At 66.6% G+C, this 14,611-nt stretch carries 15 protein-coding genes and 1 riboswitch; of the genes, 6 read left to right on the forward strand and 9 right to left on the reverse strand.

The annotated features are described in order from the left end of the window. Positions 1 to 32: 32 nt before the first annotated feature. Both QUV35_RS12015 and QUV35_RS12020 read right to left on the reverse strand, forming a co-directional pair. On the reverse strand, positions 33 to 560 hold the full coding sequence (locus tag QUV35_RS12015; protein ID WP_300874119.1) for a chemotaxis protein CheW: 528 nt from the start codon (positions 558 to 560) through the stop codon (positions 33 to 35). Between the two features lie 134 nt (positions 561 to 694). Further along, a complete protein-coding gene (locus tag QUV35_RS12020; protein ID WP_300874121.1) occupies positions 695 to 2,269 on the reverse strand; it encodes a methyl-accepting chemotaxis protein in 1,575 nt (524 codons plus the stop codon). Positions 2,270 to 2,521: 252 nt separating this feature from the next. On the opposite strand from QUV35_RS12020, the gene QUV35_RS12025 reads away from it, so the two are divergent. Continuing rightward, a complete protein-coding gene (locus tag QUV35_RS12025) occupies positions 2,522 to 3,208 on the forward strand; it encodes a transglutaminase family protein (RefSeq protein WP_300874124.1) in 687 nt (228 codons plus the stop codon). Positions 3,209 to 3,238: 30 nt separating this feature from the next. On the opposite strand, the gene metW is transcribed toward QUV35_RS12025, so the two are convergent. Both metW and QUV35_RS12035 read right to left on the reverse strand, forming a co-directional pair. Further along, on the reverse strand, positions 3,239 to 3,820 hold the full coding sequence (gene metW, locus QUV35_RS12030) for a methionine biosynthesis protein MetW (RefSeq protein WP_300874126.1): 582 nt from the start codon (positions 3,818 to 3,820) through the stop codon (positions 3,239 to 3,241). Next, complete coding sequence (locus QUV35_RS12035; protein WP_300874129.1) at positions 3,817 to 5,220, reverse strand: homoserine O-acetyltransferase; 1,404 nt, start codon at positions 5,218 to 5,220, stop codon at positions 3,817 to 3,819. The genes metW and QUV35_RS12035 overlap by 4 nt, the downstream gene beginning before the upstream one ends. A 66-nt stretch (positions 5,221 to 5,286) precedes the next feature. Next, a riboswitch (SAM riboswitch) is annotated at positions 5,287 to 5,362 on the reverse strand. Positions 5,363 to 5,413: 51 nt separating this feature from the next. Here QUV35_RS12035 and QUV35_RS12040 point away from each other — a divergent pair. Together QUV35_RS12040 and QUV35_RS12045 are read left to right on the forward strand one after the other, a co-directional pair. Further along, positions 5,414 to 6,232, forward strand: a complete 819-nt coding sequence (locus QUV35_RS12040; protein WP_300874131.1) for a formate/nitrite transporter family protein — start codon at positions 5,414 to 5,416, stop codon at positions 6,230 to 6,232. Between the two features lie 223 nt (positions 6,233 to 6,455). Next, positions 6,456 to 6,893, forward strand: a complete 438-nt coding sequence (locus QUV35_RS12045; protein WP_300874134.1) for an RNA-binding protein — start codon at positions 6,456 to 6,458, stop codon at positions 6,891 to 6,893. 109 nt (positions 6,894 to 7,002) lie between these two features. Here the strand turns inward: QUV35_RS12045 and QUV35_RS12050 are convergent, their stop codons facing one another. From QUV35_RS12050 to QUV35_RS12065, 4 genes are read right to left on the reverse strand one after another with little or no spacing between them, the layout of a single operon-like run. Beyond that, on the reverse strand, positions 7,003 to 7,815 hold the full coding sequence (locus QUV35_RS12050) for an SDR family oxidoreductase (RefSeq protein WP_300874137.1): 813 nt from the start codon (positions 7,813 to 7,815) through the stop codon (positions 7,003 to 7,005). A gap of 12 nt (positions 7,816 to 7,827) precedes the next feature. After that, positions 7,828 to 8,499: an LPS export ABC transporter periplasmic protein LptC gene (gene lptC, locus QUV35_RS12055; protein ID WP_300874140.1), complete on the reverse strand. Its 672-nt coding sequence runs from the start codon at positions 8,497 to 8,499 to the stop codon at positions 7,828 to 7,830. Next, a complete protein-coding gene (locus QUV35_RS12060) occupies positions 8,496 to 9,059 on the reverse strand; it encodes an HAD family hydrolase (RefSeq protein WP_300874143.1) in 564 nt (187 codons plus the stop codon). The genes lptC and QUV35_RS12060 overlap by 4 nt, the downstream gene beginning before the upstream one ends. After that, positions 9,060 to 10,058, reverse strand: coding sequence for a KpsF/GutQ family sugar-phosphate isomerase (locus QUV35_RS12065; RefSeq protein ID WP_300874145.1), 999 nt, complete (start codon positions 10,056 to 10,058; stop codon positions 9,060 to 9,062). It lies immediately after the preceding gene. 74 nt (positions 10,059 to 10,132) lie between these two features. Here QUV35_RS12065 and QUV35_RS12070 point away from each other — a divergent pair, with 74 nt between their 5' ends. From QUV35_RS12070 to QUV35_RS12080, 3 genes are all read left to right on the forward strand, one after another. Continuing rightward, the gene (locus QUV35_RS12070; protein ID WP_300874148.1) at positions 10,133 to 12,118 is read left to right on the forward strand and encodes a monovalent cation:proton antiporter family protein; all 1,986 of its coding nucleotides are present in this window, start codon (positions 10,133 to 10,135) and stop codon (positions 12,116 to 12,118) included. A 127-nt stretch (positions 12,119 to 12,245) separates the two neighbouring features. Further along, the gene (locus QUV35_RS12075; RefSeq protein ID WP_300874150.1) at positions 12,246 to 13,208 is read left to right on the forward strand and encodes an MBL fold metallo-hydrolase; all 963 of its coding nucleotides are present in this window, start codon (positions 12,246 to 12,248) and stop codon (positions 13,206 to 13,208) included. A gap of 92 nt (positions 13,209 to 13,300) precedes the next feature. Beyond that, the gene (locus tag QUV35_RS12080) at positions 13,301 to 13,846 is read left to right on the forward strand and encodes an adenine phosphoribosyltransferase (protein WP_300874153.1); all 546 of its coding nucleotides are present in this window, start codon (positions 13,301 to 13,303) and stop codon (positions 13,844 to 13,846) included. Positions 13,847 to 13,870: 24 nt separating this feature from the next. On the opposite strand, the gene QUV35_RS12085 is transcribed toward QUV35_RS12080, so the two are convergent. Next, positions 13,871 to 14,530, reverse strand: a complete 660-nt coding sequence (locus QUV35_RS12085; protein ID WP_300874156.1) for a hypothetical protein — start codon at positions 14,528 to 14,530, stop codon at positions 13,871 to 13,873. Between the last annotated feature and the right edge of the window lie 81 nt (positions 14,531 to 14,611).

Here is a 14,611-nt window from a genome sequence, read left to right on the forward strand (position 1 = left end):
AGGGGGGGGCGGGTGGGCGAGCGCCCGCTCGCTCATTGCAGTGATTGGGTGGCGTCCATCAAGCCCATGTCGGCGCTCGACATGAGGGCTTCGATGTCCATCAGGATCAGCATGCGTTCACCCACGCTGGCGATGCCGGTGATGAAGCTGGTGTCCACGTTGGTGTTCATCTCGGGCGCGGGCTTGATGAGCTCGCCGGCGAGTTCGAGCACGTCGGAGACCGAGTCGACCACCGCGCCCACCACGCGGCCGTGCACGTTGAGCACGATCACCACCGTGAAGCCGTTGTATTCCACCTTGTCGCAACCGAGCTTGATGCGCAGATCGACCACCGGCACGATGACGCCGCGCAGGTTGACCACGCCCTTGATGAACGAGGGTGCGTTGGCGATGCGGGTGGGCTCCTCGTACGAGCGGATCTCCTGCACGCGCAGGATGTCGATGCCGTATTCCTCGCCGCCCAGGCGGAAGGTCAGGAATTCGGCGCTGGCCTTTTGTGCGGCCGCCGCGCGAGCACCGTCGTGACGGGCGATGTGGTGGGCTTCGTTGCGCATGTCCATGGGAAGGGTCCTCGGTTTTCGGGTTGGTCTGCTAAATATCGGCGAGTCAGGCCCGGGCTAAAGCCTGAAATAAAAAGACAAAGCCCGGTCAAAACCGGGCCGTGAATGCTTTGGCACTCCTGTTGAAGGAGCCATCAGGCCCGCTGGAGCTGGTCGGACTCCAGGCGGAACACGGCGACGGCCTGCACCAGGCGCTTCGCCTGGTGGGTCAGCGAGGCCGCCGCTGCCGCGCTTTCTTCCACCAGCGCGGCGTTCTGCTGGGTCACCTGGTCCATCTGGCTGACCGCGTCACCCACTTGTGAAACGCCGGAGCTCTGTTCGCGACTGGCGTCGCTGATCTCGCGCACGATGGCCGAAACCCGGTGAATGGACTCAACCACCTTCTGCATCGTGCTGCCCGCCTGGTCCACCAGCGCAACGCCCTGGCCCACCTGGTCCTCGCTGGCACCGATCAGGACCTTGATCTCCTTGGCCGCCGCCGCACTGCGTTGCGCGAGGTTGCGCACTTCGGCCGCCACCACCGCAAAGCCACGCCCCTGTTCGCCGGCCCGGGCCGCTTCCACCGCGGCATTGAGCGCCAGGATGTTGGTCTGGAAGGAGAGGCCGTCGATGACGCCAATGATGTCGCTCATCCGTTTGCTGCTGCCGTTGATCTGGTCCATGGTGGCAACCACCTTCGCGACCATCGCGCCGCCCGCGGTCGCCACCGCAGAGGCCTCGTGGGCCAGTTCGCTGGCTTGCCGGGCGTTTTCCGCGTTGTGGGTCACGGTCGCGCCCACCTGCTCCATGGAGGCTGCCGTCTGCTGAAGGGCGCTGGCCTGCTCTTCGGTGCGGGAACTCAGGTCCTGGTTGCCCAGTGCGATCTGTTCGCTGGCCGATGCCACGCCGCCGGCGTTCTCGCGCACTTCGGTCACCATCACCCGCAGGCGTTGGCGCATGTGGTCCATGGCGGCCATGAGACTGGTGGCGTCGCCCGGGCGCACCTGAAGCGTTCGGCCCAGGTCGCCTTCTGCGATGGCGGCTGCCACGTCACGCACCTCGTACGGCTCGGCGCCCAACGACCGGTCGAGCCGGCGAATGATCCAGAACGCGACGCCAGAGCCCAGAACGATGGCCAGGCCGGCCAGCACGGCCATGCCGATGAAAGCCTCGCGAATGTCCTTCTGCGCCTGCAGATAGCTCTCTTTCGCCACGTCGACCTGCAGCTGGATCAGTTGGCCCACCACCTCCTGCATGGGATCGAAGACCGGATACATCTCGCGGGCGGTGTAGTCCTGAAGACGCGCAGCATCGCCGGAGCGCACCAGGGATTCGAAGGTGACCACGGAGGCGTCGGCGGCCTGCATCAAGGGCTTCAGGCGTGCAATCAAGGCCTGCTCCTGGCTCACCAGCTCGGTGGCGAGATACGCCGACCAGGCGTCGCGGATGGTCTCGCGCGCCTGGGCAACCGCCTGCAGGGTCTGTTCTGGTGAGAACGAGCGGTCAGCCGCCTTGTGGGCCGCATCGACGATGTTGACGGCGTACTGGTCGGCCACGCTCTTGAGTTGCGCCAGCGGGACCACACGGTCCTGGTACATGGAGAGCATGAGCGTGGATTGCTGGCGAGCCAGCGCAGCACCCCACAGGCCGATGGCCATCATCAGGGTGATCAGGAGGACGCACAGGGCTGTGAGCTGGGTTCGTACCCGGATGGGCTTCTGTAAGGACATGGTGGTTCGTCATGAGTGCCGCAAGGTCATCGGGGTGCGACTGTCCCGGCAGCCAGCGCCGCGGGTCCACGTCAGGACCTGCGCCACCGTCTGGTGTGAAACCTATCGGTGCACCCCCCATCGGCTTGAGGCCAAAACACTCACGCGCAGACCCGAAATGAGCGAATTCGCACACAGGCGGCAAAATCCTTCCCGACTTGAGTGTCATCAGGGGCTCAAGCGATCAACGGGCACATCGGTTAACTTGACGGCATGAACCCACGCCCAAGCCCGGTGCCTGCAGCCTGCCTGTCGGCCACGCCCACCATCGACTGTGCCCATCCCGCCGTTGTCGCCTTCGCTCAAGCCCATGCAGGAGGCGACAGCGTTCGGGACCGGGCCGTCTCGCTGTACCTGGCGGTGCGCGACCAGGTGCGCTACGACCCCTACCGCATCGATCTCGGTGACGTCGGCATGACCGCCAGCACCGTGCTGGCACAAGGCTTCGGCTGGTGCGTGCCCAAGGCGGTGCTGCTGGCCGCGGTGGCGCGGGCTGCCGGGATTCCCGCGCGGCTGGGTTTTGCCGATGTGAAGAACCACCTCTCCACCGAGAAACTGCGCCAGACCATGCAGACCGACGTGTTCGTGTGGCACGGCTACACCGAACTCTGGATCGACGGCGCCTGGCGCAAGGCCACGCCGGCGTTCAACATCGAGCTGTGCGACAAGTTCGGCCTGCTGCCGCTGGCATTCGACGGCGTGCACGATTCGCTCTACCACGCGTTCGACCGGGCCGGGCGCCAGCACATGGAATACGTGAACGAACGCGGCAGCTTCGACGACCTGCCGCTGGCGCAGATCCGGGCCGCGTTCGCCGAGGTGTACCCCGCCATGGGCACCGGCCACCCGATCGCCGGCGACTTTGCGGCCGACGCGGCGCGTGAGGCCGGCGCCCCCTGAAGCGTCTGCCAGGCGCAGCGCGGGGAAGCGTCAGCTGGTGAAGCGGAACACGGCGGTGCTGGCCAGCAGGTTGGGCCAGCGGTGCACTTCTGCACCTTCGTGCAGGCCGAAGCTCTTCTCGATGGTCAAACCGTTGCGCCGCGCCAGCACCTCGAAGTCGGCGTGCGTGCCGACCCGGATGTTGGGCGTGTCGTACCACTGGAAGGGCAGCCGCTTGGTCACGGGCATGCGACCCTGCACCACCGCCAGCCGGTTGGGCCAGTGGGCGAAGTTGGGAAAGGCCACCACGCCGATGCGACCCACGCGCGCGGTCTCGCGCAACATGGTCTCGGCATTGCGCAGGTGTTGCAGCGTGTCGATCTGCAGCACCACGTCGAAGGCGTTGTCGCCAAAGGTGTTCAGGCCGTCTTCGAGGTTGAGCTGCAGGACGTTCACACCACGCCTGAGGCAGGCCAGCACCTTGGCATCGTCGATCTCCACGCCGTAGCCGCTGCAGGCACGCGTGCTCTGCAGGTGGGCCAGCATCGCACCGTCGCCGCAACCCAGGTCGAGCACGCGCGAACCGGGCGGCACCAGGCGTGCGATCGATTCCATGATGGCCTGCTCGCTCATGTCAGCCCCCGCGCGATGGTGTGATCAAAGTAGGCGCGCACTGCGCTCAGGTAGCGCGGGTCGTCGAGCAGGAAGGCGTCGTGCCCGTGGGGTGCATCGATCTCGGCGTAGCTCACGTCGCGCCGGTTTTCCAGCAGGGCCTCGACGATTTCGCGGCTTCGCCTGGGCGAGAAGCGCCAGTCGGTGGTGAAGCTCACCAGCAGAAAGCGGGCCTGCGCCCTGGACAGCGCCGCACTCAGGCTGCCCCCGTGCTCGCGCGCGGGGTCGAAGTAGTCGAGCGCGCGCGTGATCAGCAGATAGGTGTTGGCGTCAAAGTATTCACTGAACTTGTCGCCCTGGTAACGCAGGTAGCTCTCGATCTGGAACTCGACGTCCTGTGTCGTGTATCTGTACCCCCCCGCTTCGCGTGGTCCGCTGCCCCCCGAGGGGGCTGACCCGCCTGGGGGCGGCCCGGCGGCGGGTCCGTTGCCCCCACGCTCCCCCGCTTCGCGTGGTCCGCTGCCCCCCGAGGGGGCTGACCCGCCTGGGGGCGGCCCGGCGGCGGGTCCGTTGCCCCCACGCTCCCCCGCTTCGCGTGGTCCGCTGCCCCCCGAGGGGGCTGACCCGCCTTGGGGCGGCCCGGCGGCGGGTCTGGCCTCTGCAAGCGCCGCCTGCTCCAGCTCGGCCGGCTTCAGGCTGCGGCCGAATTTTTCGTTCATCACGTCGTCGCTGAGATACGTGATGTGGCCGATCATGCGGGCGATGCGCAGGCCGCGCCGGGGCAGGGTGTTGTGCCTGAGGTAGTGGCCGCCGTGGAAATCGGGATCGGTCACGATGGCGCGGCGCGCCACTTCGTTGAAGGCGATGTTCTCGGCCGTGAGGTTGGGTGCGCTGGCCACCACCACCGCGTGTCGAACCCGGTCCGGGTATTGCAGGGTCCAGCTCAGGGTCTGCATGCCGCCCAGGCTGCCGCCCATCACGGCCGCCAGCGTCTGGATGCCCATGACGTCCAGCAAACGGGCCTGCGCGTTCACCCAGTCCTCGACCGTGACCACGGGAAAGTCCGCGCCCCAGGGCTCACCCGTCTGCGGATGCCTGTGGGTCGGGCCGGTGGAGCCGAAACACGAGCCCAGGTTGTTCACGCCGATCACGAAGAAACGGTCGGTGTCCACCGGCTTGCCGGGGCCGATCATGTTGTTCCACCAGCCCTCGCTGCGTGCCACAGGCCGGCCCTGTTCGTCGGCGTGCCAGCCGGCCACATGGTGGGAGGCATTGAGCGCATGGCAGATCAGCACCGCGTTGGAGCGATCGGCGTTCAAGGTGCCATAGGTCTCCACCACCAGCTCGTAGGCAGGCAGGCAGGCGCCGCTTCGCAATGGCAGCGGTTCGGCGAATCGGTACGTTTGGGGCGTGACGATCAATCTGGTGTCCTGTGGGCGCTGCGCGCCCGAAAAAAATCCCGGTACCGCCAAGAGCGAGACCGGGATGCTGGACCAGACGTCTCTTCTTTAGCGGCATTTTTAAAGCGCCCGCAATTCGGAACAAATCGGCGCTGAGGGTTGGCAGTATAAATTGAAGCGCACGATCCCGTGCCCCTCACCACCTCGAGCAACCATGTCGGAACTGTTCGGACTTGACGCCTACGCACCGCGTGAAATTGCCCAGCGGTTGGAGACCGTCGGCGTGGCCAAGGCGCGCATGGCCACGCTGCCGCTGTGCCTGCTCGGTGTGCTGGCGGGGGCCTTCATCGGGCTGGGGTCGCTGTTTTTCGTCATCGTCAAGTCCGACCCGACTCTGGGCTTCGCCGCCGGCCAGGTGCTCGGCGGCCTGGTGTTCTCGCTGGGCCTTTTGCTGGTGGTGGTGGCGGGCGCCGAGCTGTTCACCGGCAACAACCTGCTGGCCATGGCCTGGGCCGACCGGCAGATCACCACCCGGGAGCTGCTGCGCAACTGGCTGCTGGTCTGCGCCGCCAATTTCGTCGGCGCGGCCGGTCTGGCGCTGCTGGTGCATGCCAGTGGGCATACCGGTCTGAACGAAGGTGCCATCGGGCAGCAGGTGGTGCGAATCGCCCTGGCCAAGCAGGCCTTGCCATGGCACGAAGCGTTCTTTCGGGGCGTGCTGTGCAACGTGCTGGTGTGCCTGGCGGTCTGGATGGCGATGGCCGGTCGCAGCGTGGTCGACAAGGCCGTGGCGGTGGTTTTCCCGGTCACCGCCTTCGTGGCCGCAGGGTTCGAGCACAGCATCGCCAACATGTACCTGTTTCCCCTCGCCATGCTGGTCCAGGCGTCGGGCGCTGCGGCCGGCACCCCGGCCGTGACCGGGCTGGGTTTGCTGGGCAACCTGCTGCCGGTGATCGCCGGCAACCTGCTGGGCGGCAGTGTGCTCGTGGGCCTGGCCTATCACGTGATCTACCGGCGGCGTTCGCCACCCTGAACGCCATCGCAGGTGCGCTGTTGTAAAGCCGCGTCGACGTCAAAGCGGGCCGGGGTGTCCCGAAAAATAGTTACTGTTTGCGCGGCGCTGCGAGCATAATCGCGTGGCGAGCGCCCAAGGCGCTCGTTCTGACAAGTGATCGGTCGGTTTCGCGTGCTACAGGTTTTTGTGTGCTAACGGGGCTCCATCGCTATTTTCCTCAGTGTTATTAGGAGTCCCGACCATGGGCAACAAACTGTACGTTGGCAATCTGCCATACACCGTCCGCGACGAAGACCTGCAACAAGCATTCAGCGCCTATGGCTCTGTCAACAGCGCCAAGGTCATGATGGAGCGCGACACCGGTCGTTCCAAGGGTTTCGGCTTTGTCGAAATGGGCAACGACGCCGAAGCGCAGGCCGCTGTTGAAGGCATGAACGGCCAGTCCCTGGGCGGTCGCAGCCTGGTGGTGAACGAAGCCCGTCCGATGGAAGCCCGTCCTCCCCGCAGCGGTGGTGGCGGCTTCGGCGGCGGTGGTGGTCGCAGCGGTGGTGGCGGCTACGGCGGTGGCGGTGGTGGCGGCGGCAGCGACGGCGGCTTCCGCAGCCCCTACGGTGGTGGCGGCGGTGGCGGTGGCCGTCGTGAAGGTGGTGGCGGCGGCGGCGGCCGTGGCGGCTACTGATCGGCCAGACCGATCCCCTTGATCCGGCGAGCTTTGCGGCCCGCCCGACAGACAAAAGCCCTGTGGCCTGGCCCCGGGGCTTTTTTCATGGGCGCTGGCCTTCGGCGGGTCAGCCTGGACCGTTCGATGGCTTTTGCCGATGCTTGCGCGCCCTGCCCGCGAGGAGCCGGTCAAACCAGGGGTTGGGCAAGATCCGCAGCAGCTTGGCAACCACGCCCATCTGCCAGGGAATCACCCGGTAGCTGGCGCCGGAGGTGATGGCGAGGAAGGCCCGCTCGGCAAAGGCATCGGCACTGAGCAGGAACGGCATGGCGTAGCGGTTTTCGCGGGTCAGGGGAGTGTCCACATACCCTGGCAACAGCGTGACGACCGACACGCCGCTGCCGCGCAGTTCTCCCCGCAGGCTTTCGCAGTAGGCCACCACCGCGGCCTTGCTGGCGCAATAGGCGCCGTGGCCGGGCAAGCCCCGGATGGCCGCGACGCTGGCAATGCCCACCAGTGCGCCGCTGCCGCGCTGTGCCATGGCCGCCACGAAAGGATGAAAGGTGGCCGCCACGCCCGTGTTGTTGAGGGCAAAGGTGCGGGCCATCACATCCAGGTCTTCGCGCTCGGTGGTGTCCATGCCGATGCTCACGCCGGCGTTGGCAATCACCACGTCCGGCACGCCCTGGGCCTCAAGGCAGGCCCGGCCGGTGGCCACGATGCTGTCGATCTCGGAGACGTCTGCGCCGTACACCCGGCAGCGCCCGGCGTCCCAACCCTGGGCGTCTGCGAAGGCCTGCATCTCGGCGGTGCGCCGGGCCACCAGTGCCAGGCGGTAGCCGCTGCGCGCAAAGCGCAGTGCCAGCGCCTGACCGATGCCGCTGGAGGCGCCCGTGATGAAGGCCAGTGGCGCCATGTTGGTGACGGGATTCGGGTTCATTGGCGTCAGGTGTCAGCGTGGAAGGAGCTGGACCTTCACGCGGCCCTTGAAATCGGCCACGCCGGTGTCGCCGCGGTAGTCGATCGAGTCTGCGACCAGCCGGTCGGCACCCCGCAGCAGGGTCACCGGTTGATCGGAAACCACCCGCTCGGGGTCGACAAACACCTTGAGGTACTCGCCCCGGAATTCCAGCCGGGGCAGCGCCTGGCCCGCGGCGCCGACACCTCCTTCGCGCACCACGACGGCGTCACCCTCGAGGATGAACTGGGTGTTGTCGGCGTTGGTGGTGACCAGGCGCGCACTGGCCACCGTGGGCCGGCCTTCATCACCCATGTTGCGGATGCGCGCGTTGTCGATTTCGATGCGGTCGTCGTCGGGGTGGTGGCGGGCCTCGTCGCCGACCACTTCGGATTTGAGCAAACCGTCGGCGTCAAAGGCCTTGACCGAAAACCCGCGCATGAAATAGTCGGGTTCGCTGCTCAAAGGGCGCGTGGGCTCCGGCGCTTCGGGCCCGGGAGTGGCACGCAGCAACCAGTACGAGGCCAGGGCCAGCACGCCCATCAGCAAGACCGGCAGGTAGATGGAGATGCGGTCGAGCAGCTGGGGCTTGCGCTTGGGTGGACGCGCCGCGGGTTCGGTCAGGTCGACCGTGTCCAGAAAGTCCAGCGGGTCGGAGGGACTCATCGCGCCGCCACTTCCAGTTCGCGGGCGTAGGCACCACTGGCCACGAGCAGGAGGTCGCACAGGTCGCGCACGGCACCCTGGCCGGGCAGTCGCGTGCTGACATGGTGGGCCACGGCCAGCACCTCGGCGTGGGCGGTGGGGGGCGCGCAGGCCAGGGCGGCACGGCGCAGCATGGGCAAGTCGGGCCAGTCGTCGCCCATGGCGGCGGCCGACGACCAATCGAGACCCAGCTCGGCCAGGATTTCTTCGGCCGCCGGGCGCTTGTCTTCGGTGCCGAAGCGCGCGTGGACCACACCCAGCGCCCCCAGGCGGGCGCGCAAGGCCGCGGAATCGCGGCCCGTCACCACGGCGACGCCGATGCCCGCGCGTTGCAGCAGCTTGATGCCGTGGCCGTCCAGCGTGTGAAAGCGCTTGAGCGTTTCACCCGATTCACCGAAGTAGAGGCCGCCATCGGTGAGCACACCATCGACATCGAGGAACACCACGCGGATGCCCTGCGCCCGCAGCAGCAGTTCAGGAGGAAAGGCGAGCACCGGGCGCAGGGCGGGCAGGGCGTTCATTCAGATCACTTTCGACCGCATCAGGTCGTTGGTGTTGAGCGCGCCGATGAGGCGGCCGTCCCCGTCGACCACCAGCACGCTGGTGATGCGGCTGGCCTCCATGACGCCGGCGGCTTCCACCGCGAGCGCGTCGGCGCGCACGGTGCGGGGGTCGGGGTGCATCACGTCGGCCGCCTGCAGGGCGCGCAGGTCGGCGCTGCTGCCGGTCTTCTCGATCAGACGGCGCAGGTCGCCATCGGTGAAGATGCCGAGCACGCGCCCGTCGGCATCCACCACGGCGCTCATGCCCAGACCTTTGGCGCTGATCACGCCCATGAGCTCCATCAGGCTGGACCGGGGGCCGACGCGCGGAACGTCTGTCCCGCTGCGCATCACGTCGCTCACGTGGGTGAGCAGCTTGCGTCCGAGCGCGCCACCGGGGTGCGAGCGGGCAAAGTCATCGGCCTTGAAGCCACGCGCATCGAGCAGCGCCACGGCCAGCGCGTCGCCCATGGCCAGTTGTGCGGTGGTGCTGGCGGTCGGCGCCAGGTTGTGGGGGCAGGCCTCCTTGTCCACCGAGCTGTCCAGCACCGCCATCGCATGGCGCCCCAGCGTGGAGCCGGGTCGCCCGGTGAGCGCAATCAGGGGCACGCCCATGCGTTTGATCAGCGGAAGAATGGCGGTGAGCTCTTCGCTCTCTCCGCTGTTGCTGATGCCGAGCACGACATCGTCTGCCGTGATCATCCCCAGGTCGCCGTGGCTGGCTTCGGCCGGGTGCACGAACATGGCCGGGGTGCCGGTGGAAGCCAGCGTGGCCGCGATCTTGCGGCCGATGTGGCCACTCTTGCCCATGCCCATGACGACGACGCGACCGCGGCACGACAACATGCTGGTCACCGCCGCGGCAAACGTCTCGTTCAAGCGAAGCGCCATCGCGGTGACGGCCTGCGCCTCGATGCTCAGCGTTTCGCGGGCCATCGCCAGGGCGCGGGCGGCATCAAAGTGGGGGTTCAGCGACATGCATCGATTATCGCCGTCGACCCGCTGGCCGCAGCGCCTTCGGGGAAGAGACCACCGCCCGTTAACATCCCTGCATGACCTCGCTCGACATCGCGCTGCTGTACCTTCTGGCCTCCGTGCTGGGCGTGGTGGCCTGCCGCCTGGTGCGCCTGCCACCGATGCTGGGCTACCTGGTGGTGGGGGTGTTGATCGGACCCCACGCGCTGGCGCTGGCGCAGGATTCCAGCGGCATCCGCTACCTGGCGGAGTTCGGCGTGGTGTTCCTCATGTTCGTGATCGGGCTCGAATTCAGCCTGCCCAAGCTGCGCTCGATGAAGCGACTGGTGTTCGGCCTGGGCCTGTCGCAGGTGGTGCTCACGGTGGTGATCACCACCGCAGCGTCGATGGTGCTCACGCTGTTGCTGCCGACCTGGTGGGACATCAGCTGGCAGACCGCGCTGGCGCTGGGCGGTGTGATGGCCATGAGCAGCACGGCCATCGTGATCAAGCTGGTGGCCGAGCGGCTGGAGCTGGAGTCCGAGCACGGCAAGCGCGTGCTGGGCATCCTGCTGTTCCAGGATCTGGCCGTGGTGCCCTTGCTGGTGCTCATTCCCGCGCTGGCTGCTGCGCCCGAAGACCTGCTGCCGGCGCTGGGCTGGGCCACGCTCAAGGCCGTGCTGCTGCTCGGCCTGCTGCTCACCGGCGGGCAAAAGGTGATGCGCTGGTGGCTGACCCTGGTTGCAAGGCGCAAGAGCGACGAGTTGTTCATGCTCAACCTGCTGTTGATCACGCTGGGGCTGGCCTGGCTGACCGAACACGCCGGCCTGTCGCTGGCTCTGGGCGCTTTCGTGGCCGGCATGTTGATCTCGGAGACCGAGTTCAAGCACCAGGTGGAGACGGACATCCGTCCGTTCCACGACGTCTTGCTGGGTCTGTTCTTCATCACCATCGGCATGATGCTGGACTGGCGTCTGGTGTTCGACCGCTGGCAACTCGTGCTGCTGCTCCTCACGATGTCGGTCGGCTTCAAGCTGGCGCTCATCACCGGCCTGACGCGCGCCCTGGGTGCGCCCATGGGCGTGGCGCTGCGAACCGGCCTCTACCTCGCGCAGGCCGGCGAATTCGGTCTGGTGTTGCTCACGCTCGCCGGCAACAACAACCTGATTCCGCCAGCGCTGTTCAACCCCATCCTGGCGTCGATGGTGCTGTCGATGCTGGCCACGCCGTTCGTGATCATGTATGCCAACACCATCGTCACGCGCCTGGTCGGCAGCGACTGGCTGATGCAGTCGGTGCAGATGACGAGCATCGCACGCAAGGCCATCAACGCCGACAAGCACGTGATCATTTGCGGCTATGGTCGATGCGGCCAGAACCTGGCCAGGCTGCTTGAAGGCGAGGGCATTCCCTACATGGCGCTCGACCTGGACCCCGACCGGGTTCGCCAGGCCGCGGCTGCGGGCCATTCGGTGGTGTTTGGCGATGCCGCCCGCCTGCAGGCGCTCATGGCAGCCGGCCTGCACCGCGCCAGCGCGGTGGTGGTGACCTACCTGGACACCCCCAGCGCACTCAAGGTGTTGCGCCACACCCATGAACAGGCGGCGAACGTCCCGGTGGTGGTGCGCACGGTGGATGACGTGGACCTGGAGAAACTGCGGTCGGCGGGCGCCACCGAAGTGGTGCCCGAGGCCATCGAGGCCAGCCTGATGCTCGCCAGCCATGCCCTCGCACTGGTGGGCGTGCCCATGCGCCGCGTGATCCGCGTGGTGCAGGAACAGCGCGATGCGCGCTACAACCTGCTGCGCGGCTACTTTCACGGCGCCGACGACAGCAGTGCGGACGAGATCGAGCACGAGCGCCTGAACACCGTGACGCTGCCGGCGGCCGGACGCAACGTGGGCAGGACGCTGGAGAGCCTGGCACTGCATGCGGTGGGCGTTCGGGTGGTGAGCCTGCGCCACGCCAGCGGCATGCCGGCCGCGCTGTCCGACGACATGGTCCTGCAGGGTGGCGACACGCTGGTGCTCAGCGGCAAGGCGCCGGCACTGGCACTGGCGGAAGACAAACTGCTGTCCGGCTGAAGCCGGGCAAAGCGACGGCCCGGGGAATTTCCCGAATTGTCAGTGGACATTCCAACCTCCGGGTTTTGTTTGTGACCAATCAGTATGTATCCTCACGGTCTCTTCAACCTTCCCGGAGACCAATCCCATGATGGACCGTCGTTTGTTTCTTGGTGCTGGCGTCGCCGGTGCTTCTGCGCTGACCTTATCGTCGGTGTTCTCGCAAAACACCCCCAACTTCGGCGCACCGGTCCTGCCTGCGCCAGGCTTTCGCAAGATGAAACTGGGCGCGATGGAAGTGATCGCGATCAACGATGGTGCCCTGCGCCGTCCGCTGGGTGAAGAGTTCGTTCGCAATGCGCCGCTGGAGCAGGTCAAGGCCATGCTCGCCTCGCAAAACCTCCCCACCGATTACGTGGACATTCCGTTCACGCCCTACCTGATCGTGAGCGGCAACACGCGGTTCCTGATCGACACCGGCTTCGCCGACAACGGTCCCCCGACCACCGGCCGCCTGGTGGCCAACATGGCCGCCGCAGGTCACAAGCCCGAAGACATCGACCACGTCATCATCAGCCACTTCCACGGGGACCACATCAACGGCCTGATCAAGAAAGACGGCTCGCTGATGTTCCCCAAGGCAAAGATCCATGTGCCGACCACCGAAATGGCCTTCTGGATGGACGACGCCAAGATGGCAGCCGCGCCACCCGCAGCCCAGGGCGGATTCCAGAATGCGCGCCGCGTGTTCGGTGCGGTCCCGGCCGATCGCCTGGTGCGTTTCGAGCCAGGCGCAGAGCTCGCGCCCGGTATCCAGTCGTCGGCTGCATTCGGCCACACGCCGGGCATGTCGGTGTTCACGGTGCGTTCTGAAGGACAGTCATTCATGTACACGGCCGACGTGACCAACGTGCCTTCGCTGTTTGCGCGCAGCCCCGACTGGGCCGTCGCATTCGACATGGACGCCGAGATGGCCCGCCAGACGCGTCGCCGCATCTACGACACGCTGGTGAAGGACAAGATGGCCATGGGCGGTTTCCATTTCCCGTTCCCCGCGCTGGGCACCATCGAGGCCTCGGGCAACGGCTACCAGTTCAAACCCATGGCCTGACAGGGTCGCCATGGTCTCCTGCCCCGGCCTTCGCGCCGGGGCTTTTTTTTTGACCGGTCGATAATGGGGCACTCTCCCAAGACCCGACGACCATGGACACCTCCGCCTTTCTCAAAGCCCACATCCGCACGGTGCCCGACTGGCCCGCACCCGGGGTGCAGTTCCGCGACATCACACCGTTGCTGCAAGACCCCCATGTGTTTCGCGTGCTGATCGATGCCTTCGTGCACCGCTACATGGACCCGGCGCTCAAACCCGGCGTGGTGGCCGGTCTGGATGCCCGCGGCTTCATCATCGGCTCGGTGCTCGCCTACGAACTCGGCGTGGGCTTCGTGCCGATCCGCAAGAAGGGCAAGCTGCCCTTCACCACGGTGGAAGAAACCTACGAGCTGGAATACGGCAGCGCCACGGTGGAGCTGCACACCGACGCGGTCAAGGCCGGCGACAAGGTGGTGCTGATCGACGACCTGATTGCCACCGGCGGCACGATGATGGCCGGGAGGCGACTGCTGGAGAAACTGGGTGCCGAGGTCATGGAGGGTGCGGCCATCGTCGATCTGCCCGAGCTGGGCGGATCGCAGAAGCTGCGCGAATCCGGCCTCAAGCTCTTCACGCTGGTGGACTTCTCTGGCCACTGAACGCAAGCGAACAGGCCCGGGGCGTCAAAGCTTGCCGTGCTGGGTCTCGCTGAGGGCAGCGAAGTCGCTGTGCGATTCGGGCACCGGAAGTTTCGCGTCTTCCGGGGAGGGATAGGCCGGCTTGGCTGCGGCTTGCAGTGCCTGCCGGAACGCCGCCACCTCGTCTTCACCGAGCGCCTGCATGGGCGCGTGTGACGAACGGATGTTGGGCTTGGGAATGGCCGTGGCACTGAACACCTCGGCGTCGCGCCGGGTCTGCACCGACACCGAGGAGCGCAGGGCCACGCCCACCTGATCGTGCACCGCGCGGCGGCGCCAGTACACCGAGCGCACCAGCATGCCGTGGCGGGCCTTGGCGCTTTGCTGGATCCAGTTTTCGATTTCCAGCAGGTACTCGTCGGGCATGCTCTCGGCAGGCAGCGCCAGATCGATCAAGACCAGAAACGAATCGCCATTGGCATCGAGGGTGAGCACCTTGAATTCGTAGCTGGTGGAGAGCACGCCGCCGCGAATGAGCGACTCGCGCACCACAGCGAACAACTGCTCGCGCCGCAGGATGCGCCGACCCTTGCGCGGCGAGATCAGCGGCAAGGTGGTCTGCCCGAAGGACTTGCGCGCGCGGGCCAGACGCCCTTTTCCCGACCCGTTGGTTTTTTTGGCTTGCAGCCAGCTCATGAAGGACATGGTCAAAGTGTGCACAAGGCCTTGCGCTGAAGTGTTCGGAACAGAGAGGTGAAAGCGGTGCTGCTCGCAGCCATGGGCCAG

The organism is Hydrogenophaga sp., assembly GCF_030373225.1.
GTDB lineage: Bacteria > Pseudomonadota > Gammaproteobacteria > Burkholderiales > Burkholderiaceae_C > Hydrogenophaga.